We start from the raw sequence: 24,561 nt of genomic DNA, 5'->3' as shown, positions 1-24,561 counted from the left end.
GTCTCCTATTTGCGGCAGTCGAGCCGCACCCGGAAGCTGGGGTCCGGTACCGTGTAGCGGATCTTGAGCGAGGTGAGCATCTTGTTGGCATCCAAAAGCAGCAATAGCTTGGTGGGGGTGCGCTCGGTTTCGTTGGAGTAGAAGAGGGCCTCCTGCACCATGCCGGTGCCCTGGGCAAAGGGTTTGTCGCGCATCTCGACATACCGCGACTCTATGGTGTTGCCGTTATCGAGCACCAGCTTGAGGCCCTGCCAACCGGTGCTTGCCAGGGCCGCGCCGTTGGCGGTGGTGCCGTTGCGCAGCTCGAGCATGGCCTTCCAGCCCCGACGGCCCTCCGCAGGCAGCGGCTCCAGGCTGAGCACCCGGAAGCGCCAGATGCCGTTGAAGAGCCACTCGTTCATACAGCCCTCCAGTGCGGCAATCTGGTTGGCCCCGCCCTGGGCCACCGGCGTGCTGGGTAGGGTTAGGCTCAGGGTGGCGCCGGAGAGGCTGACCCCCACCCCGGCGGCCCTCAGCGCATCCAGCGGCACGTAGGTCTTGCCGCCCACCACGATGGCCGGGGCGCCGGCGGCCTGGCCGTTGATGAGCAGGCGGTAGGTTTTCTGGGCGGCCTGGGCCAGGGCTAAAGCGAGCAGGGTTGCAACGGCCAGAAGCAGCATCTTTTTCATGGGGTCTCCTTTACTCGTCGAGCGCAGATAGCCACTTTTCATGGCTGGTAGCTCGAGTCCTGTTTGGCGGCCATTTCGGGTCGAAAGGCCGCTTCTAGGTGCCTATACAGTTCCTTGAGGCTGGCAAAGTAGTGCGGCGGGCTCTGGTCGGTGGACTGCAGCTCAATACGCAACTGCCCTTCCTCGTCCCGGGAAAGCCTAAGCAGGTAGGTTTGCCTAAGTGGGGACACCTTCTCACCTCCCTGGGGCAAGGATGCCGAAGGCGGTGTCGCAAGAGCGTCACAAGGTGGGACAGGGCTACAAGAGCAGCGGGGCCTCGGGCCAGCGGCCCTGCAAGGCTTCCCGGATGCCCCGGTTGTAGGCGAAGGCCTCCAGGTAGCGGGCCTGCTGGGCTTTAGGGAGCTGGGCCAGGGCCTCCAGGAGCAGCCTCCCGGCTTGTTACAGGGCTTCCTGGGCGGCCTCTGGTCGGCCCAGCCGGTGCAGAATTTGGGCCTGCACCCAGGCCACCTGCTGGATGGGCAGGTCGGCCTTGAGGCAGTGCAGGCGGGCATAGGCCGGGCTCGAGGCTTCCAGCGCTTCTTGAAGCCGGCCCTGCTGCAAGAGGTTGAAGGCCCGCAAACTCTGGCAAAGTTCCAGCAGGGTAGGCTCCGGGCTTTGCAGGGTTTCGCAGAGCCAGCGCTCGCTTTCGTGGGGTTGGTTGGCGCGGGTCTCCACCAAAGCCGCCACATACCGGGCCTCGCGGGCCTGCCAGGCATGGGCCCCCAGGCCGGGCAGGGCAAAGGCAATCTGCTCGCGGGCCTCCTCCAACCGGCCCAGGTGTACCAGCGCCAAGGCCCGCAGCATGGCCCGGTGGTGATGGGCGTAGGGGCTGGGGGCTTGTAGGCGCTCGAGCGCCGGCTCAAACGCGCCCAGGCCAATCTCGATCAGGGCCAGGTGGGTCTGGGCGCTTTGCCAGATGAACTCCATGCCCAGCTTACGGGCCAGGGCCTGGGTCTGCGCAAAACGCTCTAGGGCCTCCTGGGTGTGGCGGGCGGTGTGCAGGGCCACCGCCAGGTTGTGCAACAGGACCACCTCATCGCCCTGGAGGTGCAGCTCCCGCGCGAGGGCCAGCCCCTCCTGACCCAGGGCAATGCTCCCCTCCGCATGGCCGCTGTGGTAAAGAAAGCGGGCCTTGGAGCGCAGAAAGCGCACCCGGTGAACGGGCGCGCCCTGGGTGTAGGGCTCGGCCCGGTCGTACCAGTGCAAGGCCTGCTCGGGCTGGGCCTGCTCGAGGGCCAGCTCGGCCAGCAGCAAAGCGGCGCGGAAGGCGTTTTCCGGCGACTCGGGTTGCTGCAAGACCGCCAGGGCGGCCTCGCGGGCCCCCTCGACGATGCCCAGGTGCTCCAGGGCGTACACCAGCTCCAGCCGGGCGGCCTGGTTCTGGCTTTGGCGCAGCCAGTGGGCGGCCTGTTCAAAGTCGCCCAGCACCCGCGCCAGCCGCCCTTTGCGGTAGGCCAGTTCCGAGGCCAGCTCGGGCCGGGCCAGGGCCTCCAGGCGGGCCAGTTCGGCCTGTTGGGCCTGGGGGTCGGCCATTTGGTAGTAGATTTCCTCGAGCTCGAGGCGAAGCTGGGCCTCGAGGGCAGGGTCGTAGTGGAGCAGGCCCAAAGCCCGCTCGAGGTGGGCCAGGGCCTGGGGCCAGGCCGCCAGCTTGCGGGCCTCCTGGGCGGCCTGTTGGCTCAAACGCAACGTGGCCTGGGGTTCCCCGGCCCCAATGGCATGTTCCAGCAGGACGGCAGCGGGGACGGGCTCGTCCTGGGCGCTCAGGGCCCCGAGCAGCCGCCCATGCAGGTAACGCCGGGTGGCCGGGGGCATGAGCGCCTGGGTGGCTTCCAGCAGCAGGTCGTGGGCGAAGCGTCCACCCTTTAGGAGGCCGGCTTGCTCGAGCAAATCGCCATTCTCCGCAATGCTCAGGGGGCTTTTTTGCAATGCCTGAGCGGCCAGCCGGGGGGTATAGCGTTCGCCGGCCAGGGCGGCCAGCCGGAGCAGTTCCAGGGCGTCCGGCGCAAGCCGCCCCAGGCGTTGCTGGAGGATGGCCTGCACCCGCCCGGAGCGGGGCAGCCTGGGCCAGACCGCCTCAAAGTCGGTCTCGCTCAGCTCCAGCCGCCCCTGTTCCTCCAGGCTGCGCAGGGTTTCCAGCACGAAGAGCGGGTTGCCCCCGGTCAGCCGGTGCAGAGGCCGGGCCAGCCGACGGGTTGCGGGGGGCAGGGGCAGGGCCCCGAGCATCTCCTCCAGGCCTGCCATCCCGAGGGGCGCCAGCGCCAGCCCCAGCGCCTCCCCGGAGGCCCGCAGGTGCTGCACCAGGGCTTGCCCTCGGGCCGAGAGTTCGTCCGCCCGGTAGGCCAGCAGGAAGGGGGTGCCCGGAAGCTCGGCCAGTATGTAGTCCAAAAGCTCGAGGCTGGCCCCGTCCACGAACTGCACATCGTCGGCCCCCAGCGCGAGTCTGTGGGCCTGCTGCCACGCTTGGAGCAGGGTCAGAATGGCCTTGTATAAGCGCAGGCGGTCTTCCTCGCCCTGCAAGGGGGGCGGGCTTTCGTCCAGGTCGGGGAGCAAACGGGCCAGTTCCCGGCGCACCCAAGGGGGGAGCCCGCCGGGCGATACCTGGGCCAGGGCCCGCTCGAGCCACCGGGTCGCGCTGGCGTAGGGCACCCCGGCATCGCCGGGCCGCCCCTGCATCAGCCCAGAAGCGACCCCCTGCGCGGCGATGAACTCCTGCAACAGCCGGGTCTTGCCCACCCCCGGCTCGCCCTCCACCAGAATCCGCTTTCCTTCCCGCCAGGCCCGCTGAAGCCGTTCCCACTCGGGGCCACGGCCCACCAGGGGAGGGCGGCTGAGCCCGGAGGACGGGCGCGTGGTTCGACCTGTGCGCAGGCCCTCGGCCAGCAGCCGGGTCTCTCGGCTGGGGGCCAGGCCCAGCTCCCGCTCCAGAAAAGCCGCGTAGCGATGGTACTGTTCCAGCGCCCGGGCCGCCTGGCCCACCTCGGCTAAGAGCACCATGCACTCGCGCCAGACCTCCTCCTGCAAGGGGTCGCGGGCCAAAAGTTCCTGATAGCTCAGAAGGGCCTCGTTTGGCTGCCCTGCGGCCTTTTGTTGCCGGGCCAGGCCCAGCAAGGCGCCGTTGTAGCGTTCTTCCCAACGGGCCCGCGCCAGCCCCAGCCAGTCCTCGAAGGCCGGAGCCTCGGCGAGCTCGAGGCCCGAGAGCAAAGGCCCCCGGTACAGGCGCTTGGCCTCGGCGTACTGCCCGGCCTGCCGGAGCCGCTCAAACTGGGCGGCGTCGGTCTCGAGGTTATCCAGGCAGAGCACCCCCTGGTCTTCCCGCACCACCTCGGCCAGCGGGGTCTTCTTAAGGCGGTACAACTCGTTGCGCAGGTTGGCCCTGGCCCGCTCTTCCTCGGCCTCCCAGAACAAAGCGGCCAGGGTGCTGCGGGGGGTGGGGCCTTCCAGGGCCAGATAGGCCAAAAGCCCCAGCAGCTTGCGGGTGGGCAGGTGCAGCCGCTCACCCCCCAGCCAGAGCTCGGGGCTCCCCAACAGGAGCAGGCGAACCTTCATGGCCGTTGGAATTAGTGTACGCGCGGTGATGGCCAGCGCTCTTCATCAAGAACGAGGGCCCATAGAGGCCCTCGTTGACAAGAATTGGCGTATCTTTCGGGAAGTCTCAATTAGCACAGAACATTGACCCGAACTTGGCGGGTGCGGATGATGGTATTAACCCCATCGGAGACCCGCAGGGTGATGGTGCGATCGACCCTGTTGCAAACGGTATACAACCTCACCGTCACCGAGCTGCCGGTGCCCAGCAGCTAGTCGCCGCTGGCGGGGGGGCCGGGTTGCACGTCGCCGCGGTTGGTGAACCACTGCAGGGTCAGGGGGTTGCCGTCGGGGTCGGAGGCGCTGGCCTGCAGGGTGAGCTGGTAGTACCACCCGTTTTCATCGGTGCCGTTGAAGTCAACGTCCAGATCGCTGGGGGGGTTGGTGATGCTGGCCGTGGGGGGGTTGTTGGTGCAGTTCACCACGGTCAGGGTGCGGGTATCGGTGCCGGAGAGGGTGTGGGGGGCCGGGGCATCGTCGGTGGCCTGCACGCTGATGGTGTAGCTGCCCGGCGTGTTGAAGGTGCGGCTGGCAGTCAGGCCGGTGCCGAAGCCGGTGCTGCCCACGCGCCAGAGCACCCACGCAGATCATCCCCAGCACTCGCAGGGAACCCAGAGATCCTCATTCCCAGCAGATGACGAAGCAGTCCTGTTCATCCACGTTGCGTCCGCTGTTGCCTGCCGCGGCGAAGAAAATCGGGCGGAAGGGGCTGGCTTGGATAGCCAGCAGCGCCGCCCCCCTGGTGGCCGGCGCGGGGGCCATCGTGCAGCAGGCCAGCGTGTTCACCCCCCTCACCCCGGAGGCCCTCGAGCTTACCCTGCTGGCCAACCTCACCAACCCCGAAGGGCTGGCAGAGGCTCCTCTGGAGGCCCGTGGTCAGGGGATGCTGGATATGACTAGGGGCCCTTAAATCAGCACGCTCACCGACTGGTTGGTGTGCACCCGCTTTATGGCCTGGGCTAAAAGGGGCGCGGTGGGCAGGATGGTGTAGCCCAGCGCCGGGCTAAGCGCGATGGTATCGGTGAAGACCACCTCGCGGATGGCCGGGTGGGCCAGGTTCTCACGGGCGTTGCCCACCAGCACCGCGTGCGAGGCCATCACGATGACCTCCGGGATGGCCCCCGCGGCCACCAACGCCTCCACACCCCGCCTTATGGTGCCGCCGGTGGAGATGATGTCATCAATGATTAGGGGACGTTTGCCGGCCACGTCCCCAATCACATAGCTCACCTGGGTCTCGTGGGGGCCGGTGCGGCGCTTGGCCAGGATGGCCAGGGGCAGGTTCAGTCGCTCGGAAAGCCTCCGGGCCTGCTCGGCCCTTCCCGAGTCGGGCGAGACCACCACCGCGTTCTCGGTGAGGTTTTGCTTCTCCAGGTACTCGGCAAACAGGCGCACCGCCGAAAGCTCGTCCACCGGCTGATAAAAAAACCCCTGAATCTGGGGGGCGTGCAGGTCCACGGTGATCACCCGGTGGATGCCCACGTACTCCAGGAGCCCTGCCACCAGCCGGGCGGTTATGGGCTCGCGACCCTGGGTCTGCTTGTCCTGACGGGCGTAGCCAAAGTAGGGGATTACCGCGTTGATGCGCCCCGCGCTGCTGCGGCGCGCCGCGTCGGCCAGGACCAGCAGTTCCATCAGGTTGTCGTTGACCGGGGGGGCGGTGGGCTGGATTAGGTAGACATCATCGCCCCGGATGCTCTCCAAAAGGCGCACCCGTACCTCCCCATCGGGGAAGCGCTCCACCACCGCCTCCCCCAACCGCACGCCCAGCGCCCGGGCGATGGCCTCAGCCAAAGGACGGTTGGCGTTGCCGCTGAAAAGCTTGACCTGCCCCCCACCCGCGGAGACCAAGAAAGAGTTTGGCTGCTCATCCAGGGAAAACCGACCCATACCCCCCTCCTGCGTTACCCCAGTCGCCCCTCGATGCTCCCAGTATATTCGGGCCAGGCAGGCTCAAAAGCAAGGCGGGCGGCTCTTTTAGGCCCGGGCAGCGGGCTGTACCCTGGCCCGCCGTCCCTTGACCGAAGGCTTGGCCCTGGCGGTGAGGGCAGCCAATCCACCCAGCAGGGCCCAGTCCAGCACCTGGTCCAGGTGCTCGGCGAAGTGGAATTTCAGGTTCTGGCGTAAATAGGGGGGTATATCGGCCAGGTCGGGCTGGTTGCGCTGGGGCAGGATGACCTCGCGAATGCCTGCCCGCCGTGCCCCCAGCACCTTCTCCCGCACCCCCCCAATCGGCAGCACCCGACCGGTGAGGGTAATTTCCCCGGTCATGGCCACATCGTTGCGCACCGGCACCTCGGCCAGGGCCGAGACCAAAGCCGCGGTAATCGCCACCCCCGCCGAGGGACCCTCCTTCGGCACCGCTCCAGCGGGTACGTGGATGTGCATGTCCGATTTTTCGAACCGCTCCAGCGGGATACCAAACCGGCTGGCGTTCTTTTTGGCATAGGAGAGCGCGGCCCGGGCCGACTCCTTCATCACCTCGCCGAGCTGCCCGGTGAGGATCAGGTTGCCCTTGCCCGGCATCAGGGCCACCTCCACAAAGAGGATATCCCCCCCCACAGGGGTGTAGAACATCCCGGTCGCCACCCCCACCTGGGGCTCGCGGGCCTCGGACTCAGGCTGGTAGCGCGGCGGGCCCAGGTACTTCTCCAGATCCGCCTCGGTGATGCGCACCCGCTTCCGGCCCCCCTCCAGGATGCTGCGGGCCGACTTGCGCAAAAGGGCCCCGATCTCGCGCTCCAGGTTGCGCACCCCGGCCTCGCGGGTGTAGTGGGTGATGAGGCGCACAAGGGCGGCCTCGGTCAGGTGCACCTGGCTTTCCTTGAGGCCGTTTTCGTAAAGCTGGCGAGGCAGTAGGTAGCGCTTGGCAATCTCGAGCTTCTCCTGCTCGATGTAGCTGGTGAACTCAATGAGCTCCATGCGGTCGAGGAGGGGGGCTGGGATGTGCTCGGGGAAGTTGGCGGTGCAGATAAAGAGCACCTCGCTCATGTCGAAGGGCACCCCCAGGTAGTGGTCGGTGAACTCCTTGTTTTGCGCCGGGTCTAGAAGCTCGAGCAAGGCCGCGGCGGGGTCGCCCTGGTACGAGACCCCGAGCTTGTCCACCTCGTCCAGCAAAATGACCGGGTTCTTGCTGCCGGCCTGGCGCATGCCCTGGATGATGCGGCCCGGCATGGCCCCGATGTAGGTGCGCCGGTGGCCCCGGATGTCGGACTCGTCGCGGGCCCCGCCCAAAGAGATGCGGTGGTACTTGCGGCCCAGGCTCTTGGCGATGGACTTGGCAATCGAGGTCTTGCCCACCCCTGGCGGCCCCACGAAGAGCAGGATGGGCCCCTTGGCGGCCTCCTCTGGGGGTATCTCGCCTTTCCTTTGGCGCTCCTGCTTGAGTTTGCGCACCGCCAGGTACTCGAGCACCCGGTCCTTGACCTTCTCCAGGCCGTAGTGGTCCTCGTCCAGGATGCGCCGGGCCTCCTCCAGGTCGATGCGGTCCTCGGTGCGGGTGTTCCAGGGGAGGTTCACGATCCAGTCCAGGTAGGTGCGCACCACGCTGGCCTCGGCCGAGTCAGGGTGCATGCGGGCAAAGCGCGAGAGCTCCCGCTCCACCTCGCCCTGTACCGCCTCGGGCAGGTTCAGAGCCTCGATCTTCCTCCGGAATTCCTCGAGCTCGAGCTCCCCCTCTTCCCCATGCAGCTCGCGCTGGATGGCCTTCATCTGCTCGCGCAGGTAGAACTCGCGCTGGTTTTTGTCGATCTCCTCGCGCACCTGCTGCTGGATACGCCGCTGGGTCTCGATGAGATCGAGCTCGGCATCAATCAGGATGGCGACCCGTTTCAGGCGCTCGGTAACCGAGGGCTGGGCCAGGATTTGCTGCTTGTCCTCGAGCTTGAAGTCGAGGTGAAAGGCGATGTAGTCGGCGAGCTGGGCGGGGTCTTCCAGGTTCAGGATGGCCTGGGCCACCTCGGGCGTAAGGGGCTTGCCCTCGCGCAGGAGGTTCTCGAAGCGCTCCTTCACCTCGCGGTAGAGGGCCTTGAGCTCGGTTTCCTTGCCCACCACCTCGGCCAGGCGCTCCACCTGGGCCTCCAGGTAGCCCTCGGCCTGGCGGTATTGCAGAACCCGCACCCGGGCAAAGGCCTGCACCAGCATCTGCACCGAGCCATCCGGGTTCTTGCGCATGCGCAGGATGTTGCAGGCCGTGCCCACCTCGAAAAGGTCGGCAGGGCCGGGCTCTTCTACCTCCTTGTCCCGCTGGCTCACGATGAGGATGACCCGCTCGCCCACCAGGGCCGCCTCGATGGCCCGGATGGAGATCGGCCGCCCTGCGTCGATGGGCATGACCATGGTGGGGTAGAGCACCGAGCCGCGCACCGGGCAGACCGGAAGGGTGGAAGGGAGCGAAGAGCTGGTCGGTTTCTCGTTCATGCAGGCACCTCAGCCATCGGGAGAGAATACCACTTTAGGGCTTCTCACCCCCGCCTGCAAGGTACTGCCATGAGTATGGTTTTGTCAAGTTTAGTGATTGCATTTTTAGCAGAAATGGTGGAAGGGCGGCCCCGGCGGTATGCTGGGGGGGATGCGCCTGCTGGTAAGGGTCCTGCTTTCGCTTTTGCTGCTGGGAGGGGCGCTGGCCTGGGCCCAGCGAAGTGGAGGGGGCGTGGGGGGAAGGGGCGGCTTCTCCGCCCCCCGCTCGAGCCCCAGCATTCCTCGGGTCAACCCCTCCCCTGCCCCCTCCTTCCCCCTGCCCACCCCCAGCTACCCCGCACCGCGCCCCTCGGTCTACGTGGTCCCCGGCCCTGGAGGCAGCGCGGGCTTCGACCTGCTGGCGCTTTTGCTCATCGGAGGCATCGTGCTGGTGGGCTTCGCCATGGTGCGGGGGCTGAGGCAGGCTGGCAGCCTTCCTGAAGAGGCCACTGTGGGCAGGCTGCGCCTGGCCATGCTCCACAGCCCCAGGCTGCAAAGGAGCCTCCGCCGGTTGGCAGAAGGGGCCGACACCGAAAGCTCGCGCGGCCTGGCCGATCTGATCGACAATGCTGTTGTGCTGCTTCTGCGCGAGGCTGCGGGGTGGCGCTACGGCCAGTACGAGGTCTGGCGGGGGGGGCTCGAGCAGGCCGAGGGCCGCTTCGACGCCTGGATGAGCGAGACCCGGGGGGAGTTCGTGGAGACCTACCGACACTTCGAGGGCCGGGTGGAGCGCGAACCCGATTACGTCCCCCAGAGCGAACCGGGGGGGCGCTACCTGGTGGTAACCCTGATCCTGGCGGTCAGAGGAGCGCTGCCCCCCGTCGCTCTGCCGCTGCGCCGGGAAGGGGCCCGGGCCGCCCTGCTGGCCTTCGCCACCTCCAGCCCCACCACCCTTCTGGCTGCCTACGTGGCCTGGACGCCTGAGGCTGAGGGCGAGGCTTTGAGCGAGGAGGAGCTCCTTAGGGGCTGGCCCCAGCTTGAACTGCTCTGAGGGCCGAAAGGAGCTCCTCGTAAGGGGGCTCCTGGGCCGGCACCTCGGCCACCCAGGCCCAGGCCACCCGCCCTTCCGGGGTCACCACGTAGGCGGCCCGCTGGGCGAAGCCAGGCAGCCCCTTCAGGCTGATCTCCAGGCCAAAGGCCCGGGTGGCCTCGCGGTTGTAGTCCGAGAGGAGGGGGAAGGAAAGGCCCAGGGAGCGGGCGTAGGCGGCCAGGGTCCAGGGGGTGTCCACGCTTATGGCGTAGACCTGCGCCCCGAGCTGGTTGTAGGCCGCAAGCCCGTCGCGCACCGTGCAGAGCTCCTTCTCGCAAACCCGGGTGTGGGCCGCAGGAAAAAACAGAAGAACACCCGGCCTGCCTGCCAAGAGCTCCGGAAGCCGCTGGGGAAGAGCCTCCTGGGTGTAGACCGTGGCCTCGGGCAAAGGGTCACCTGGACGGATGCGCATGCGCCCAGTCTACCCCAGCCCATAGGCGGTGGCCGCGATTGTGATTCAAGGTCTGGTCAGAAATTTAAGACCTAAATATTTTAAAAGTAAGAGGCCACGTAGAAATGGCGAGGAGGTAGGGTGCGAATTGTCTGTATCGGCGGCGGACCAGCGGGGCTTTACTTTGCCCTTTTGATGAAGAAGCAAAACCCCGCCCACGAGATCACCGTCCTGGAACGCAACCGTCCGGACGATACCTTTGGCTGGGGGGTGGTCTTCTCGGAGCAAACCCTGGGCAACCTGGAGAAGGCCGACCCCCCCACCTACCAGGAGATCCGCCGGGCCTTCTACCACTGGGACGCCATTGAGGTGCACTTCAAGGGCCAGGTGATCCGCTCAGGGGGGCATGGCTTTGTAGGGATTGGACGCAAAAAGCTCCTCAACATCCTGCAAGACCGCTGCCTGGAGCTAGGGGTGAACCTGGTCTTCCAGACCGAGGTCACCGACGACGAGGCGGTGGCCCAGGCCTACCGGGCCGACCTGGTCATCGCCGCCGACGGCATTCACAGCCGCATCCGCAAAAAGTACGCGCAGAGCTACCAGCCCGACATCGAGGTGCGCAAGTGCCGCTTCGTCTGGCTCGGCACCCACCAGCGCTTCCCGGCCTTCACCTTTGCCTTCGAAAAGACCGAGTGGGGCTGGTTCCAGGCCCACGCCTACCAGTTCGACCCCGAGACCTCCACCTTCATCGTGGAGACCCCGGAGACGGTCTGGCTGAAAGCCGGGCTGGACCGGATGGGCCAGGAGGAGGGCATCGCTTTCTGCGAACGGGTCTTCGCCAGGTACCTGGGAGGGCACAGGCTGATCTCTAACGCCCGGCACCTGCGGGGCTCGGCCATCTGGATCAAATTCCCCCGGGTGGTCTGCCAGAACTGGGTGCACTGGGGCAGGGTGCCGGTGGTGCTCATGGGCGATGCCGCCCACAGCGCCCACTTCTCCGTGGGCAGCGGGACCAAGCTGGCCATGGAGGACGCCATCGAGCTGGCGCGCACCTTCGCCCGCCTCGGCGATACCCGAGCCCATCTGGAAGCGGTGCTGGAGGCCTACCAAAAAGCCCGGCAGGTGGAGGTGCTCAGGCTACAGAATGCTGCGCGCAACTCCACCGAGTGGTTCGAAAACGTGGAGCGCTACAGCCACTTTGAAGCCCCTCAGTTCGCCTACAGCCTGCTCACCCGCTCCCAGCGGGTCTCGCACGAGAACCTGAGGCTGCGGGACCGGAGGTACCTGGAAGGGTACGAGGCCTGGCTGGCCGAGCGGGCCGGCCTGCCCAGAAAGCCCATCCCGCCCATGTTCCTCCCCTTCCGGCTGCGGGGGCTGGAGCTCAAGAACCGGGTGGTGGTCTCGCCCATGGCCATGTACTCGGCCAGGGACGGGCTGGTGAACGACTTCCACCTGGTGCACCTGGGGGCCAGGGCCCTGGGAGGGGCCGCGCTTGTGTTCACCGAGATGACCGCCCCCTCGCCGGACGGGCGCATCACCCCTGGTTGCGCAGGGCTGTACAGCGAGGCCCACATGCTCGCGTATAAGCGCATCGTGGACTTCGTGCACCGGTACACCGACGCCAAAATCGGGCTCCAGCTCGGCCATGCCGGGCCCAAGGGCTCGACCCAGGTGGGCTGGGAGGCCCAGGACGAGCCCCTGCCGGAGGGCAACTGGCCCCTCCTCGCCCCCTCCCCCATCCCCTACGGCCCCCGCAACCAGGTGCCCCGGGCCATGACGCGGGAGGATATGGAGCGGGTCAAGGCCGAGTTCGTGCAGGCGGCGCTGTGGGGCATAGAGGCGGGCTTTGACTGGCTCGAGCTGCACTGCGCCCACGGATACCTGCTCTCGGCCTTCATCTGCCCTCTCACCAACCACCGCACCGATGAGTACGGGGGCTCGCTGGAGAACCGCTGCCGCTACCCCTTGGAGGTCTTCCGGGCCCTGCGCGCGGTCTGGCCCTCACACCTGCCCATGTCGGTGCGCATCTCGGCCCACGACTGGGCCCCCGGGGGCAACACCCCGGACGACGCGGTCGAGATTGCCCGGCTGTTCAAGGAGGCGGGTTGTGACCTGATCGACGTCTCCTCCGGCCAGACCACCCGCCAGGCCCGGCCCATCTACGGGCGGATGTACCAGACCCCCTTTGCCGACCGCATCCGCAACGAGGTGGGCATCGCCACGATGGCGGTGGGGGCCATCTACGAGGCCGACCATGTGAACTCAATCATTGCCGCCGGACGGGCCGACCTGTGCGCCATCGCCAGGCCCCACCTGGCCGACCCCCACTGGACGCTGAACCAGGCCGCCCGGCTCGGCTATAGCGAGGTCCCCTGGCCCAAGCCCTACCTGGCGGGCAAGGCCCAGCTCGAGCGCAACCTGGCCCGGGCAGCCCAAGGGGTTGAGGAGCTATTGCGAAGCGTATGAGACCCCTGGAAGGCCGCCACGCCCTGGTCACCGGCGCAAGCCGGGGCATTGGGGCGGCCATCGCGGCCCTGCTGGCCAAGGCAGGGGCCCGCCTCACCCTGCTCGGGCGCAACCGGGCCGCGCTCTCGGAGCAGGCCCAAAGACTTGGAGGAACCGTGCACCTAGAGGTCTGCGATGTGACCCGGCCCGAGGAGGTCCGGCGGGCCCTCGCGGGGGCCGAGGCCGCTTTGGGGCCGGTGCACATCCTGGTCAACAACGCCGGCCAGGCGCAGAGCCAGCCCTTTCTCAAAACCGAGCTGGAGCTGTGGCAGCGGATGCTCGAGGTGAACCTGACCGGGGCCTTCCTCTGCACCCAGGCCGCCCTGCCGGGGATGCTTTCGGCGGGGTGGGGGCGGATCGTGAACATCGCCAGCACCGCCGGGCTCAAGGGCTACCCCTATGTGGCCGCCTACTGCGCGGCCAAGCACGGCCTGGTGGGCCTGACCCGCGCCCTGGCGATAGAGCTGGCCCAGAAGAACATCACCGTGAATGCGGTCTGCCCCGGCTACACCGAGACCGCTTTGCTGGAGGAAAGCCTGGCCCGCATCGCCGAGAGAACCGGGCGGAGTGTGGCCGAGGCCCGGGGCACTTTAGCGCGGAGCAACCCCCAAAACCGCTTCGTGCGCCCGGAGGAGGTGGCCGAGGCGGTGCTCTGGCTCTGCCTGCCCGGCTCGGGGGCCGTGAGCGGCCAGGCCATTGCGGTGGCCGGAGGTGAGGTGTGAAAACCCTGGAAAAGGACCTCGAGACCCGCTTAGCCGAAGACCACCACCAGGCCATTAGGCTCTGGCTGCGGATGCTCACCTGCACCAACCTGATAACCGGGAAGATCCGCCGCCGCCTGCGCCAGGCCTTTCGCACCACCCTGCCCCGTTTCGACCTTCTGGCCCAGCTCGAGCGCCACCCCGAGGGGCTCCGGATGGGCGAGCTTTCCCGGCGGATGATGGTCACCACCGGCAACGTGACCGGCATCACCGACCAGCTCGAGGCCGAGGGTTTGGTGCGGCGGGAGGTGGACCCCAACGACCGGCGCTCCTACATCGTCAAGCTCACCCCAGAGGGGAGGCGGGCCTTTGGCGAGATGGCCCGGGTGCACGAGGGCTGGGTTATCGAGTTCTTCGAGGGCCTCTCCCCGGAGGAAAAGGAGACCCTGTACGCCCTCTTGGGCAAGCTCAAGCGACACCTCAACAGCAAGGAGGTCCAATGAAGCGGGTGGACGGCAGCGTAAGCCTGGCCGGTTACCCGGCCAAGCACTTCCTCTGGCGGGTGGAAGACCGGGTGGCCACCCTCACCCTATCCCGCCCTGAGCGGAAGAACCCCCTCACCTTCGAAACCTACGCCGAGCTGCGCGACCTTTTCCGCTCCCTCCCCTACGCTGCGGATGTGCGGGCCGTGGTGCTCACCGGGGCCCAGGGCAACTTCTCCTCGGGGGGCGATGTCTACGAGATCATCGGCCCCCTGACCGAGATGACGATGCCCGAGATTCTGGCCTTTACCCGCATGACCGGGGATGTGGTCCGGGCCATGCGGGCCTGCCCCCAGCCCATCGTGAGCGCGGTGGACGGGGTCTGTGCCGGGGCCGGGGCCATCCTGGCCATGGCCTCGGACCTCCGCTTCGGCACCGCCCGGAGCCGGACCGCCTTCCTCTTCAGCCGGGTGGGCCTGGCCGGCTGCGATATGGGGGCCTGCGCCATGCTGCCCCGGATTATAGGGCAGGGCCGGGCGGCCGAGCTCCTTTACACAGGCCGGGTGATGAGCGGCGAGGAGGGCCTGCGGTGGGGGTTCTTCAACCGGCTGTGCGAGCCCGAGCGGCTGCTGGAGGAGGCGCAGGCCTTTGCCCTCGAGCTGGCCCAGGGCCCCACCTTCGCCCACGCCATGACCAAGCGGATGCTCAACCAGGAGTGGAGCATGGGGCTGGACGAAGCGCTGGAGGCCGAGGCCCAGGCCCAGGCCCTGTGCATGGCCACCCAGGACTTTCGCCGGGCCTACGAGGCCTTTGTGGCCAAACAAAAGCCGGTGTTCGAGGGCAACTGAGGGGGTATGAGGCACGCGCATCTGGAATGGCCCTTTTTCGAGCCCCACCACCAGGAGCTGGCCCTGGCGGTGGAGGCCTGGGCCCGGCAGCACCTGAGGCACCTACCCGAGGCCAGCCTGGACGAGCAGTGCCGCTGGCTGGTGGGGGCGTTGGGCGAGGCGGGCTGGACCCGCTACGCGGTGGGGGGCCTCCAGTACGGCGGGGCCCACGAGCAAATCGATACCCGGGCCCTCTGCCTCATCCGCGAGACCCTGGCCTACCACCAGGGCCTGGCCGACTTCGCCTTCGCCCTGCAGGGCCTGGGCTCCGGGGCCATCAGCCTCTACGGCAGCGAGGCGCAGAAGGCCCGCTACCTGCCCCCGGTGGCGCGGGGGGAGTGGATCCCCGCCTTCGCCCTCTCCGAACCTGAGGCCGGCTCGGACGTGGGCGCCCTGACCACCGAGGCCCGCTGGGAGGACGGGTTTTACGTGCTGAACGGGCAGAAGACCTGGATCTCGAACGGGGGAATCGCCGACTTCTACGTGGTCTTCGCCCGACAGCCGGAGAGCACGGGCCCCAGGGGCATCTCGGCCTTCGTGGTGGAGGCCAAAACCCCGGGGCTGGAGGTGGTGGAGCGGCTCGAGGTCATCGCCCCCCACCCCCTGGCCACCCTGCGCTTCCGCGGGTGCAGAGTCCCCCAAAGCCAGCGCCTGGGCCAGGAGGGGGAGGGCTTCAAGATCGCCATGCAGACCCTGGACGTCTTCCGCACCTCGGTGGCCGCCGCAGCTTTGGGCTTCGCCAGGCGCGCGCTGGACGAGGCCCTACACCGCACCACCCAGCGCAGGCTTTTCGGCCAGCGCCTGGCCGACTTCCAGCTTACCCAGGCCACCCTGGCCGGGATGGCCACCCGGATCGACGCCGCCGCCCTCCTCACCTACCGCGCCGCCTGGCTGCGCGACCGAGGCCGGCGGGTTACCAGGGAAGCGGCCATGGCCAAACTGGCCGCCACCGAGGAGGCCCAGCGGGTGATCGACGCCGCGGTCCAGCTATGGGGCGGGCTTGGGGTGCGGCGGGGCCAGGTGGTGGAGGCCCTGTACCGCGAGATTCGCGCCTTGCGCATCTACGAAGGGGCCAGCGAGGTGCAGCAGCTCATCATCGCACGGGAGCTGCTCAAAGCCTACCAGGAGGAGGTCGGACACCGATAAAGGAGGGAATCATGGGACACACCGCCCATCTGGACACCTTTGTCCGCGAGCACCTGCCGCCCAAGTCGGAGTGGCCCGAGCTCATCTTCACCCTGCCAGAGCTGCAGTACCCCGAGCAGCTCAACTGCGCCACCGAGCTTCTGGACAGGATGGCCGAAAAGCACCCCGACCGGCCCTGCCTGCTGGCCCCGGGGGTTAGCTGGAGCTACGGCGAGCTTTTGGAAACGGCCAACCGCATCGCCTGGGTGCTGGTGGAGGAGATGGGCCTGGTCCCGGGCAACCGGGTGCTGCTGCGGGCCCCCAACCACCCCATGCTGGTGGCCGCCTGGTACGCGGTGATGAAGGCCGGGGGGGTTGCCGTGACCACCATGCCCCTCCTCAGGGCCAAGGAGCTGGGCGAGATCATCAACAAAGCCCGGGTCTCCCACGCCCTGTGCGACGCAAGGCTCCGGGAGGAGCTGGAAAACGCACTCCAGGGCTGCCCCAGCCTGAAGCAGGTGGTCTACTGGGGCGAAGGGGGCTGGCTGGAGGCCCTGATGGAGCGCAAGCCCGCCACCTTCCCCAACCTCAAAACCGCCAGCGATGACGCGGCCCTCATCGCCTTCACCTCCGGCACCACCGGCAAGCCCAAGGGCTGCGTGCACTTCCACCGCGATGTGCTGGCGGTCTGCGACACCTTCGGCAAGCACATCCTGCGGGCCGACCCGGAGGACGTCTTCATCGGCAGTCCCCCGCTGGCCTTCACCTACGGACTGGGTGGCCTGGTGCTCTTTCCCATGCGGATCGGGGCGCGAAGCGTGCTTTTGGAGCGGGGAAGCCCGGAGATGCTGCTCGAGGCCATCCCCAGCTTCAAGGCCAGCGTGGTCTTCACCTCCCCCACCGCCTACCGGCTCATGGCCGCCCAGGCCCAAGCCTCCGACCTCAGCTCCCTCAGGAAGTGCGTGTCCGCAGGCGAGCCCCTGCCCGCCGCCACCCGGCGGCTGTGGAAGGAGGTCAGCGGCATCGAGCTCATAGACGGCATTGGGGCCACCGAGATGCTCCACATCTTCATCTCCCACACTGAGGAGGAGGCCAAACCCGGGGCCACCGGCAGGCCGGTACCGGGGTACGTGGCCCGCGTGCTGGACGAAGAGGGCCGGCCCCTTCCACCCGGGCAGGTGGGGCGGCTTGCCGTCAAGGGCCCCACCGGCTGCCGCTACCTGGACGACGAGCGCCAGCGCAACTACGTACAAAACGGCTGGAACATCACCGGGGACGCCTACTTGATGGACGAGGGGGGCTACTTCGTCTACCAGGCCCGCACCGACGATATGATAATCTCGGCGGGCTATAACATCGCCGGGCCCGAGGTGGAGGAGGCCCTCCTGCTCCACCCTGCGGTGGCTGAGTGCGCGGTGGTGGGGGCCCCCGACCCCGAGCGGGGCCAGATCGTGAAGGCCTACGTGGTGCCGAGGCCTGGGGTGGTGCCCTCGAGCGAGCTGGTGCGGGAACTGCAGGAGTTCGTAAAACAGAGGCTGGCCCCCTACAAGTACCCGCGGGCCATCGAGTTCCGCGAGAGCCTGCCCCGCACCCACACCGGCAAGCTGCAGCGCTACATCCTGAGGCAGGAAGCCCAGGGGGTGAAAGGCTGAGTATGGAGCACGTCAAGCACCTGCAGGTCCTCCAACCCAAGGGCTGGCCCCAGCCCAAGGGGTACGCCCACGGCATCGCCGCCCGGGGGCGGCTGGTCTTCCTGGCCGGCATGGTGGGCTGGAACCGCGAGGGCCGCTTCGAAAGCCAGGATTTCGTGGCCCAGGCCCACCAGGCCCTGAAGAACATCCTGGAGACCCTGGCCGAGGCCGGGGGCCGGCCCGAGCACCTGGTGCGCCTCACCTGGTTCGTGACCAGCAAGGAGGAGTACCTGAATTCACTCCCGGCCCTGGGCGAGGCCTACCGCGCGCTGATGGGCCGGCACTACCCGGCCATGACCGTGGTGGAGGTAAGCGCCCTCGTGGAAGAAGAGGCCAAGGTGGAGATCGAGGCCACCGCCGTCATCCCAGAGTGAGGCCATGAGTCCAGAAGAGCTAAGGACCCTGGACCAGACCGACCCCCTGCGGCACAAGCGGGAGGAGTTTTTGCTGCCTGAAGGGGTGATCTACCTCGACGGCAACTCGCTCGGGGCCCTGCCCAAGGCGGTGGCGGCCCGCCTGGAGCGGACGATCAAAGAGGAGTGGGGCCGCGACCTCATCCAAAGCTGGAACCGGCACGGCTGGATTGACCTGCCCCAGCGGGTGGGGGCTCGCATCGCCCGGCTGGTGGGGGCCGGGGCGGACGAGGTGCTGGTGGCCGACTCCACCTCGGTCAACCTCTTCAAGCTGCTCCTGGCCGCCCTAAGGCTTAGGCCCGAGCGGCGGGTCATCCTCTCCGAGGTGGATAACTTCCCTACCGACCTCTACATCGCCGAGGGGGTGCGGGCGCTGCTCGGGCAATTCGAGCTGCGGCGGGTGGCCCGGGAGGAGCTGGAGGCTGCCCTGGACGAGGACACCGCAGTGCTCCTGCTCACCGAGGTGGACTACCGCACCGGCTACCGCCACGACATGGCCCACCTGACCCGCCTGGCCCACCAGAAAGGGGCCCTGGTGCTGTGGGACCTGGCCCACAGCACAGGAGCCTTCCCGGTGCACCTGGGGGCCTGCGGGGTGGACTTCGCGGTGGGCTGCGGCTACAAGTACCTAAACGGGGGGCCCGGGGCGCCGGCCTTTTTGTTCGTGGCCCGGCGGCACCAGGCGGCCCTGAAACCCTTTCTAACCGGCTGGATGGGCCACCAGGAACCCTTCGCCTTCAGCCCCCTCTACCTACCGGCAGAAGGGGTGCGGCGGATGCTGGTGGGCACCCCGCCCATTCTTTCCCTGAGCGCCCTGGAAGCGGCGCTTGGGGTCTTCGAAGGGGTGGACATGGAGCTGGTGCGGCAGAAGTCCCTCAGGCTCACCGAGCTCTTCATGGCCCTCATGGAACCCCTGGAGGCCCGCTACGGCTTCCGCCTGGCGACCCCCCGGGCCCCTGAGCGGCGCGGCAGCCAGGTGGCCTACCGCCACCCCCAGGGCTACGCCATCATCCAGGCCCTGGCGGCCCAAGGGGTGGTGGGCGATTTCCGCGCACCGGATATCCTCCGCTTCGGCTTTGCCCCGCTGTACCTGCGCTACACCGAGGTCTACGAGGCGGTGGAGCGGCTTGGGCAGGTCATGGAGCAGGGGCTTTGGCAAGACCCCCGCTACCAGGAAAGGGCCAAGGTGACCTGATGCCCGCCATTCCGTGTCGCCCCGCGAACCCCTGCCCGGCGGAAGGGGGCTCTTCCCAGCGCTATGGCAGGCGCACGCCTGCTGTGAAAGGAGGCAAGATGAAAAAACTACCCTGGCTTCTAGCCCTTTTGCTCATCGGCGGCTCGCTGGGCCTGGCCCAGCCCCGCACCGTCAGGATTGGCTTCGTCAGCACCCTCTCCGGGGGCGGGGCTGCCTTGGGAATCGACGTGCGAGACGGCTTCAACCTGGCCCTAAGGCTCCAGAACAACCAGCTTGGGGGGCTGCCGGCGGAGGTCCTCATAGCCGACGACCAGCAAAACCCCGACGTGGCCCGCCAGGCGGTGGACCGGATGCTCAAGCGCGACCGGGTGGACTTCCTCACCGGCATCATCTTCTCCAACGTCCTTTTGGCGGTGGGTGAGGCCATCTTCGAGGAGAAGGTCTTCTACATAAGCCCCAACGCCGGCCCTTCGGAGTACGCGGGGGAGCAGTGCAACCCCTACTTTGTGAACGTGGCGTGGCAGAACGACAACCTGCACGAGGCCATGGGCCAGTACGTCCAGACCCGCCGCTTCGAGAACGTCTTCCTGCTTGCCCCCAACTACCCCGCCGGACGGGACGCCCTCACCGGCTTCAAGCGCTTCTTCAAGGGCCGGGTGGTGGCCGAGGTCTACCACCGCCTGGGCCAGCTCGACTTCTCGGCCGAGATTGCCCAGATTCGCGCCGCAAGGCCCAAGGCGGTCTACGCCTTTGAGCCGGGGGCCATGGGGGTCAACTTCATCAAGCAGTACGCCGAGGCCGGGCTCATGCGCGAGATCCCCCTCTTCCTGCCGGGGTTCTCCGCCGATGCGGACGTAATTCGGGCGGTGGGCAGGCCCATGGTGGGCATCTACAACAGCTCGCAGTGGGCCCTGGAGCTCAACAACCCGGTAAACCAGCGCTTCGTGGAGGAGTTCCGCAGGGCCTATGGCCGCACCCCCACCCTCTATGCCGCCCAGGGCTACGACGCCGCGCTTTTGCTGGACGCGGCCATCCGGGCCGTGGGGGGAGACCTGAGCAAGAAGGACGAGCTGCGCCGGGCCATGCTGGCAGGGTTCAACAGCACCCGGGGGTTCGTTCGCTTTAGCCCCAACGGCTACCCCATCCAGAACTACTACCTGCGCCAGGTTGTGCAGCAGCCCAACGGGGAGATCGTGAACCGGTTGGTGGGCACCATCTTCACCAACCACCGCGACGCTTACGTGGAGAAGTGTAGGCTGAGGTAAGGACCCCCCATGCCGCCCTCGCTTTTCGCCGAGCAGCTTCTAAACGGCCTCCAGTTTGGCCTGATGCTTTTCCTGCTGGCCGCAGGGCTTACGCTGGTCTTCGGCATCATGGACATGATCAATCTGGCCCACGGCTCGCTGTACATGATCGGGGCCTACCTGACCGCTACCTTTGTGGGTCTGCTGGGCAACTTCTGGCTGGCCGTGCTGCTGGCGGTGCTGGGCACCGCCCTCGTAGGGATGCTCCTCGAGCTCACCGTCCTCCGCCAGCTATACCGGCGCGACCACCTCTCGCAGGTGCTGGCCACCTTCGCCCTCATCCTCATCATCAACGAAGGGGTGCGGATGATATGGGGCTCCCAGCCCCTGCTGCTCTCAGCGCCCGAGGGGCTCTCGGGCCCCGTCGAGCTCCTACCGGGCTTCAGCTACTCGGCCTACCGCCTTACCCTGATCGGGGTGGGGCTCCTGGTGGCCCTCCTGCTTTTCTGGCTGGTTAACCGCACGCGGGTGGGGATGTGGCTGCGGGCCGGGGCCTCGAACCGCGAGATGGCCCAGGTCATGGGGGTGCCCATACGGCCCCTCTTCACCCTGCTGTTCGGGGTGGGAGCGGGGCTCTGCGCCATTGCGGGGGCCTTCTTGGGGCCCATTCTGGCGGTGCAGATTGGGATGGGCGAGAGCATTTTGATCCTGGCCTTCGTGGTGATTGTGATTGGGGGAATCGGCTCAATCAAGGGGGCCCTGGTGGGATCGCTGCTGGTGGGGATGGTGGACACCGCCGGGCGGGCCTTCCTGCCCCTTCTGCTCTCGCAGGTGGCCCCGCCCGAGGTGGCCTCCAACCTGGGGCCGGCCCTGGCCTCCATTCTCATTTACCTGCTCATGGCGGCGGTGCTCTTCTTCCGGCCGCAAGGGCTCTTTCCGGTGCGGACCTAGGGGGCTTTGTGGGAGGGGTAATCGTCCTTCTTCTGCTGCTGGCCTTCCCGCCCATCGCCAGCGCGGCAGGCCTCGAGTTCTACCAGGGCCTGCTGACCAAGATTATGATATTCGCCCTGGCCGCGAGCAGCCTGAACCTGATCCTGGGCTACGGGGGAATGGTGAGCTTCGGCCACGCGGCCTATTTTGGTCTGGGGGCCTACACCGCGGCCATCTTGGTGCGCGAGGGCGTGACCTCGGGCTGGCTTATCTGGGCCCTGGCCGTGGGCCTCAGCGCGCTGCTGGCCTTTTTTATCGGGGCCATCAGCCTCAGGACGCGGGGGGTCTACTTCATCATGATCACCCTGGCCTTCGCCCAGATGATCTACTACCTGGTGGTCTCCTTCAAGCAGTACGGGGGGGAGGACGGCCTCAGGGCGCGGCGGCCCGAGTTTGGCCTGTTTGAGCTCACCGACACCGCGCTGTACTACCTGACCCTGGGGGTGCTGGCAGGAGCGCTGTACCTGCTTCACCGGCTGGTGCACTCGCGCTTCGGGCGGGTGCTCCAGGCCATCCGGGAAAACGAGTCGCGCGCGCTGGCGCTGGGCTACCCGGTGTACCGGTTCCAGCTCACCGCCTTCGTGCTGGCCGGGGCGATGGCCGGCCTGGCCGGGGTGCTGATGGCCCACCACACCCAGTACGCCTCGCCCCACCTCCTGTCCTGGCAGCAGTCGGGCCACCTGATGATGATGGTCATCCTGGGCGGGGTGGGGCAGTTCTGGGGCGGGGCGCTGGGGGCGGCGGTGCTCCTTCTGGTGGAGGAGGTCCTGCAGGACCTGACCATCCACTGGCAGCTTGGGGTAGGGCTGATCCTCCTTCTTATCGTGTTCTTCGCCCCCAAAGGGCTGGCCGGGCTATGGCGGAGGGAAAGGTGAGACTGCTGGAGGTAGAGGGCCTGACCAAGCGCTTTGGCGGGCTTTTGGCGGTGAACGGGTGCAGCCTCTGGGTTGAGGCGGGCGAGGTACACGCCCTGATCGGCCCCAACGGGGCGGGCAAGACCACGCTGATCAACCTGATCAGCGGCACCCTCAGGCCCAGCCAGGGGCGGATTTTCTTCGAAGGGCAGGAGATCACCCGCACCCCCGCCCACGAGCGGGTCCACCGGGGGCTGGCCCGCACCTTCCAGATCACCAACCTGTTTCGGAACTACACGGTGCGGACCAACCTCGAGCTGGCCGTGCAGGCCCGCTCAGGGAGCAGCTTCCGCTTCTTCCAACCGGTAAGCCGGGAGCGGGCCCTCACCGAGGAGGCCCTGGAGGTAGCCCGGCGGGTGGGCCTGGAGAAGCGGTTTGAGGAGGTGGTGGGAAAACTCTCCCATGGGGAGCAGCGGGCGCTCGAGGTGGCCATGGCCCTGGCCAGCCGGCCCAAGCTCCTCCTACTGGACGAGCCCACCGCGGGCATGGGCTTCGAGGAGTCGGAGAGGATGGTGGAGCTCATCGCAAGCTTGGCGCGGGAGTTCACCATTCTGCTGGTGGAGCACGACATGCAGGCGGTCTTTCGGCTGGCAAAGCGCATCTCGGTGCTGGTCTATGGCCAGGTAATCGCCACCGGCACCCCGGAGGAGATCCGGGCCAACCCCGAGGTGCACAGGGCCTACCTGGGCGACGAGGTGGAGGGGTATGGGCGCGCTTTTGGAGCTTGAAGGCCTGGAGGCCTTCTACGGCCCAAGCCAGGTGCTCTTCGGGGTAAGCCTGCGCCTGGAGGAGGGCCAGGTGGCCACCCTTTTGGGCCGCAACGGCATGGGCAAAACCACCACGGTGCGCTCGATCCTGGGCCTGGTCCCGGCCTGGCGGGGCAGCATCCGCTTCGCTGGCCAGAGCCTCAGAGGCCTGGCCCCGGAGCAGATCGCCCGCCTGGGCGTGGCCCTGGTGCCCGAAGGGCGGCAGGTCTTCCCCAACCTCACGGTGGAGGAAAATCTCATCGCCTTCGCCGCCAACCGCAGCAAAAGCCCGGCCCCCTGGAACCTCGAGCGCATCTACGAGCTTTTCCCCAGGCTAAAAGAGCGGCGCAACAACCTGGGCCACCAGCTCTCAGGGGGCGAGCAGCAGATGCTGGCGATTGGGCGGGCCCTCATGACCAACCCCAGGCTCCTGATTCTGGACGAGGCCACCGAGGGCCTGGCCCCTTTGCTGCGCGAGGAAATCTGGCGGGTGCTGGAACTGCTCAGGCAGAACGGCCAGACCATCCTGGTGATCGACAAGTATCTGGAGCGCCTCCTGGCCCTGGCCGACTGGCACACCATCCTGGAGCGGGGCCGGGTGGTCTGGCAGGGAGGCTCAGCGGCCCTGAGGGCCCAGCCCGAACTCTGGCGGCGCTACCTGAGCGTGGAGGTGACCCCGAGGTGATGGAGAACCCTTCCTGGCTCGAGCTGCAGTACAGCCCCCGTCTCACCGTGCCGGATGCGGCCGGCTACTTCCGGCGCTGGGCCGAGGAGGCCAAGGCCGCCCGCGCGGCCCTGCCCCACCATCCCAGCCTGGCCTACGGACCGGGCCCGAAGGAGACCCTCGACCTCTTCCCCGCCCCCCAAAGCCGCTATCTTTTGGTCTTCATCCACGGCGGCTACTGGCGGGCCTTCGACAAGGACGACTTCTCCTGGCTGGCCCCGCCCCTGGTGGAGGCCGGGGTCAGCCTGGCGGTGCTGAACTACGACCTCTGCCCCGCGGTCAGCATCGGCCAGATCGTCGAGGAGTGCCGCCGGGCGGTGGCCTGGCTCTACCGCGCGGCCCCGCGCTACGGCCTGAGCGGCCTGCCCATACTCCTGAGCGGCCACTCCGCAGGGGGCCACCTCACCGCCGAGCTCTTCGCCACCCCCTGGGCCGAGTACGGCGTGCCCGAGGCGGCCTTCGCGGGGGGTATAGCCATCAGCGGCCTTTTTGACCTGGAACCCCTTCTGCAGGTCTCCTTCAACACCGACCTGCGCCTCACGCGCGAGAGCGCCCGGGCCCTCAGCCCCATCCACAAGCGGCCTACCCTGAGGGTTCCTTTGGTGCTGGGGGTGGGGGAGCTCGAGTCCAGCGAGTTCCAGCGGCAAAGCCGGCTCCTGCAGCAGGCCTGGCCGGAGGTCTGCCCCGGGGTCTGGCGGGTGCCCAACGCCCACCACTTCAACGTGCTGGAGGCCCTGGCTGACCCCAGAAGCGAACTCTGGCGGCCCTTCTAG

At 67.7% G+C, this 24,561-nt stretch carries 22 protein-coding genes; 16 read left to right on the top strand and 6 right to left on the bottom strand.

Annotated features, from left to right (window positions below):
- Positions 1-5: 5 nt before the first annotated feature.
- The 3 genes from DV704_RS12175 to DV704_RS09690 all read right to left on the bottom strand — a co-directional run bounded on the left by DV704_RS12175 (position 6) and on the right by DV704_RS09690 (position 4,870).
- Positions 6-668 carry a hypothetical protein gene (locus DV704_RS12175; RefSeq protein ID WP_158539619.1) on the bottom strand — a complete coding sequence of 221 codons (663 nt, stop codon included), beginning with the start codon at positions 666-668 and terminating at the stop codon, positions 6-8.
- Between the two features lie 438 nt (positions 669-1,106).
- A complete protein-coding gene (locus DV704_RS09695; RefSeq protein WP_114799382.1) occupies positions 1,107-4,253 on the bottom strand; it encodes a BTAD domain-containing putative transcriptional regulator in 3,147 nt (1,048 codons plus the stop codon).
- A gap of 251 nt (positions 4,254-4,504) precedes the next feature.
- A complete protein-coding gene (locus DV704_RS09690) occupies positions 4,505-4,870 on the bottom strand; it encodes a hypothetical protein (RefSeq protein WP_114799381.1) in 366 nt (121 codons plus the stop codon).
- Positions 4,871-4,965: 95 nt separating this feature from the next.
- On the opposite strand from DV704_RS09690, the gene DV704_RS09685 reads away from it, so the two are divergent.
- The gene (locus DV704_RS09685) at positions 4,966-5,202 is read left to right on the top strand and encodes a hypothetical protein (protein ID WP_114799380.1); all 237 of its coding nucleotides are present in this window, start codon (positions 4,966-4,968) and stop codon (positions 5,200-5,202) included.
- Here DV704_RS09685 and DV704_RS09680 read toward each other — a convergent pair.
- Both DV704_RS09680 and lon read right to left on the bottom strand, forming a co-directional pair.
- Entirely contained in the window at positions 5,199-6,182 is a 984-nt protein-coding gene (locus tag DV704_RS09680) for a ribose-phosphate pyrophosphokinase (RefSeq protein WP_114799379.1), read from the bottom strand. The two genes, DV704_RS09685 and DV704_RS09680, sit on opposite strands and share 4 nt — an antisense overlap.
- An 87-nt stretch (positions 6,183-6,269) precedes the next feature.
- On the bottom strand, positions 6,270-8,711 hold the full coding sequence (lon, locus tag DV704_RS09675; protein WP_114799378.1) for an endopeptidase La: 2,442 nt from the start codon (positions 8,709-8,711) through the stop codon (positions 6,270-6,272).
- 151 nt (positions 8,712-8,862) lie between these two features.
- Between lon and DV704_RS09670 the strand changes: the two genes are divergently transcribed.
- Entirely contained in the window at positions 8,863-9,741 is an 879-nt protein-coding gene (locus DV704_RS09670) for a DUF1517 domain-containing protein (RefSeq protein ID WP_369911157.1), read from the top strand.
- Here the strand turns inward: DV704_RS09670 and DV704_RS09665 are convergent.
- The gene (locus DV704_RS09665) at positions 9,710-10,192 is read right to left on the bottom strand and encodes a redoxin domain-containing protein (protein WP_114799376.1); all 483 of its coding nucleotides are present in this window, start codon (positions 10,190-10,192) and stop codon (positions 9,710-9,712) included. The two genes, DV704_RS09670 and DV704_RS09665, sit on opposite strands and share 32 nt — an antisense overlap.
- A gap of 120 nt (positions 10,193-10,312) precedes the next feature.
- Between DV704_RS09665 and DV704_RS09660 the strand changes: the two genes are divergently transcribed.
- From DV704_RS09660 to DV704_RS09595, 14 genes are all read left to right on the top strand, one after another.
- Complete coding sequence (locus DV704_RS09660; protein WP_114799375.1) at positions 10,313-12,637, top strand: bifunctional salicylyl-CoA 5-hydroxylase/oxidoreductase; 2,325 nt, start codon at positions 10,313-10,315, stop codon at positions 12,635-12,637.
- The gene (locus tag DV704_RS09655) at positions 12,634-13,398 is read left to right on the top strand and encodes an SDR family NAD(P)-dependent oxidoreductase (protein ID WP_114799374.1); all 765 of its coding nucleotides are present in this window, start codon (positions 12,634-12,636) and stop codon (positions 13,396-13,398) included. Before DV704_RS09660 ends, DV704_RS09655 begins: the two co-directional genes overlap by 4 nt.
- A complete protein-coding gene (locus DV704_RS09650; protein ID WP_114799373.1) occupies positions 13,395-13,880 on the top strand; it encodes a MarR family winged helix-turn-helix transcriptional regulator in 486 nt (161 codons plus the stop codon). Before DV704_RS09655 ends, DV704_RS09650 begins: the two co-directional genes overlap by 4 nt.
- Positions 13,877-14,707 carry an enoyl-CoA hydratase family protein gene (locus tag DV704_RS09645; RefSeq protein ID WP_114799372.1) on the top strand — a complete coding sequence of 277 codons (831 nt, stop codon included), beginning with the start codon at positions 13,877-13,879 and terminating at the stop codon, positions 14,705-14,707. The genes DV704_RS09650 and DV704_RS09645 overlap by 4 nt, the downstream gene beginning before the upstream one ends.
- A 6-nt stretch (positions 14,708-14,713) precedes the next feature.
- Positions 14,714-15,892 (top strand): acyl-CoA dehydrogenase family protein, encoded by a 1,179-nt coding sequence (locus DV704_RS09640; RefSeq protein WP_114799371.1) that lies wholly within the window; start codon positions 14,714-14,716, stop codon positions 15,890-15,892.
- An 11-nt stretch (positions 15,893-15,903) separates the two neighbouring features.
- Positions 15,904-17,523, top strand: coding sequence for an AMP-binding protein (locus DV704_RS09635; RefSeq protein ID WP_114799370.1), 1,620 nt, complete (start codon positions 15,904-15,906; stop codon positions 17,521-17,523).
- A 2-nt stretch (positions 17,524-17,525) separates the two neighbouring features.
- Positions 17,526-17,936: a RidA family protein gene (locus tag DV704_RS09630; RefSeq protein WP_114799369.1), complete on the top strand. Its 411-nt coding sequence runs from the start codon at positions 17,526-17,528 to the stop codon at positions 17,934-17,936.
- A gap of 4 nt (positions 17,937-17,940) precedes the next feature.
- Positions 17,941-19,170 (top strand): kynureninase, encoded by a 1,230-nt coding sequence (gene kynU / locus DV704_RS09625; protein ID WP_114799368.1) that lies wholly within the window; start codon positions 17,941-17,943, stop codon positions 19,168-19,170.
- Between the two features lie 98 nt (positions 19,171-19,268).
- Complete coding sequence (locus DV704_RS09620; protein WP_114799367.1) at positions 19,269-20,435, top strand: ABC transporter substrate-binding protein; 1,167 nt, start codon at positions 19,269-19,271, stop codon at positions 20,433-20,435.
- A 9-nt stretch (positions 20,436-20,444) separates the two neighbouring features.
- Positions 20,445-21,365, top strand: coding sequence for a branched-chain amino acid ABC transporter permease (locus DV704_RS09615; protein WP_114799366.1), 921 nt, complete (start codon positions 20,445-20,447; stop codon positions 21,363-21,365).
- Positions 21,366-21,373: 8 nt separating this feature from the next.
- A complete protein-coding gene (locus DV704_RS09610; protein ID WP_114799365.1) occupies positions 21,374-22,279 on the top strand; it encodes a branched-chain amino acid ABC transporter permease in 906 nt (301 codons plus the stop codon).
- Positions 22,276-23,046, top strand: coding sequence for an ABC transporter ATP-binding protein (locus DV704_RS09605; protein WP_114799412.1), 771 nt, complete (start codon positions 22,276-22,278; stop codon positions 23,044-23,046). Before DV704_RS09610 ends, DV704_RS09605 begins: the two co-directional genes overlap by 4 nt.
- Positions 23,024-23,749 carry an ABC transporter ATP-binding protein gene (locus DV704_RS09600; RefSeq protein WP_114799364.1) on the top strand — a complete coding sequence of 242 codons (726 nt, stop codon included), beginning with the start codon at positions 23,024-23,026 and terminating at the stop codon, positions 23,747-23,749. The genes DV704_RS09605 and DV704_RS09600 overlap by 23 nt, the downstream gene beginning before the upstream one ends.
- The gene (locus DV704_RS09595; protein ID WP_114799363.1) at positions 23,749-24,561 is read left to right on the top strand and encodes an alpha/beta hydrolase; all 813 of its coding nucleotides are present in this window, start codon (positions 23,749-23,751) and stop codon (positions 24,559-24,561) included. The genes DV704_RS09600 and DV704_RS09595 overlap by 1 nt, the downstream gene beginning before the upstream one ends.

Origin of the sequence: Meiothermus sp. QL-1 (genome assembly GCF_003351145.1) — a bacterium.
In the GTDB taxonomy this organism is placed as follows: domain Bacteria; phylum Deinococcota; class Deinococci; order Deinococcales; family Thermaceae; genus Meiothermus.
This window is presented reverse-complemented; position numbering and strand designations above follow the sequence as displayed.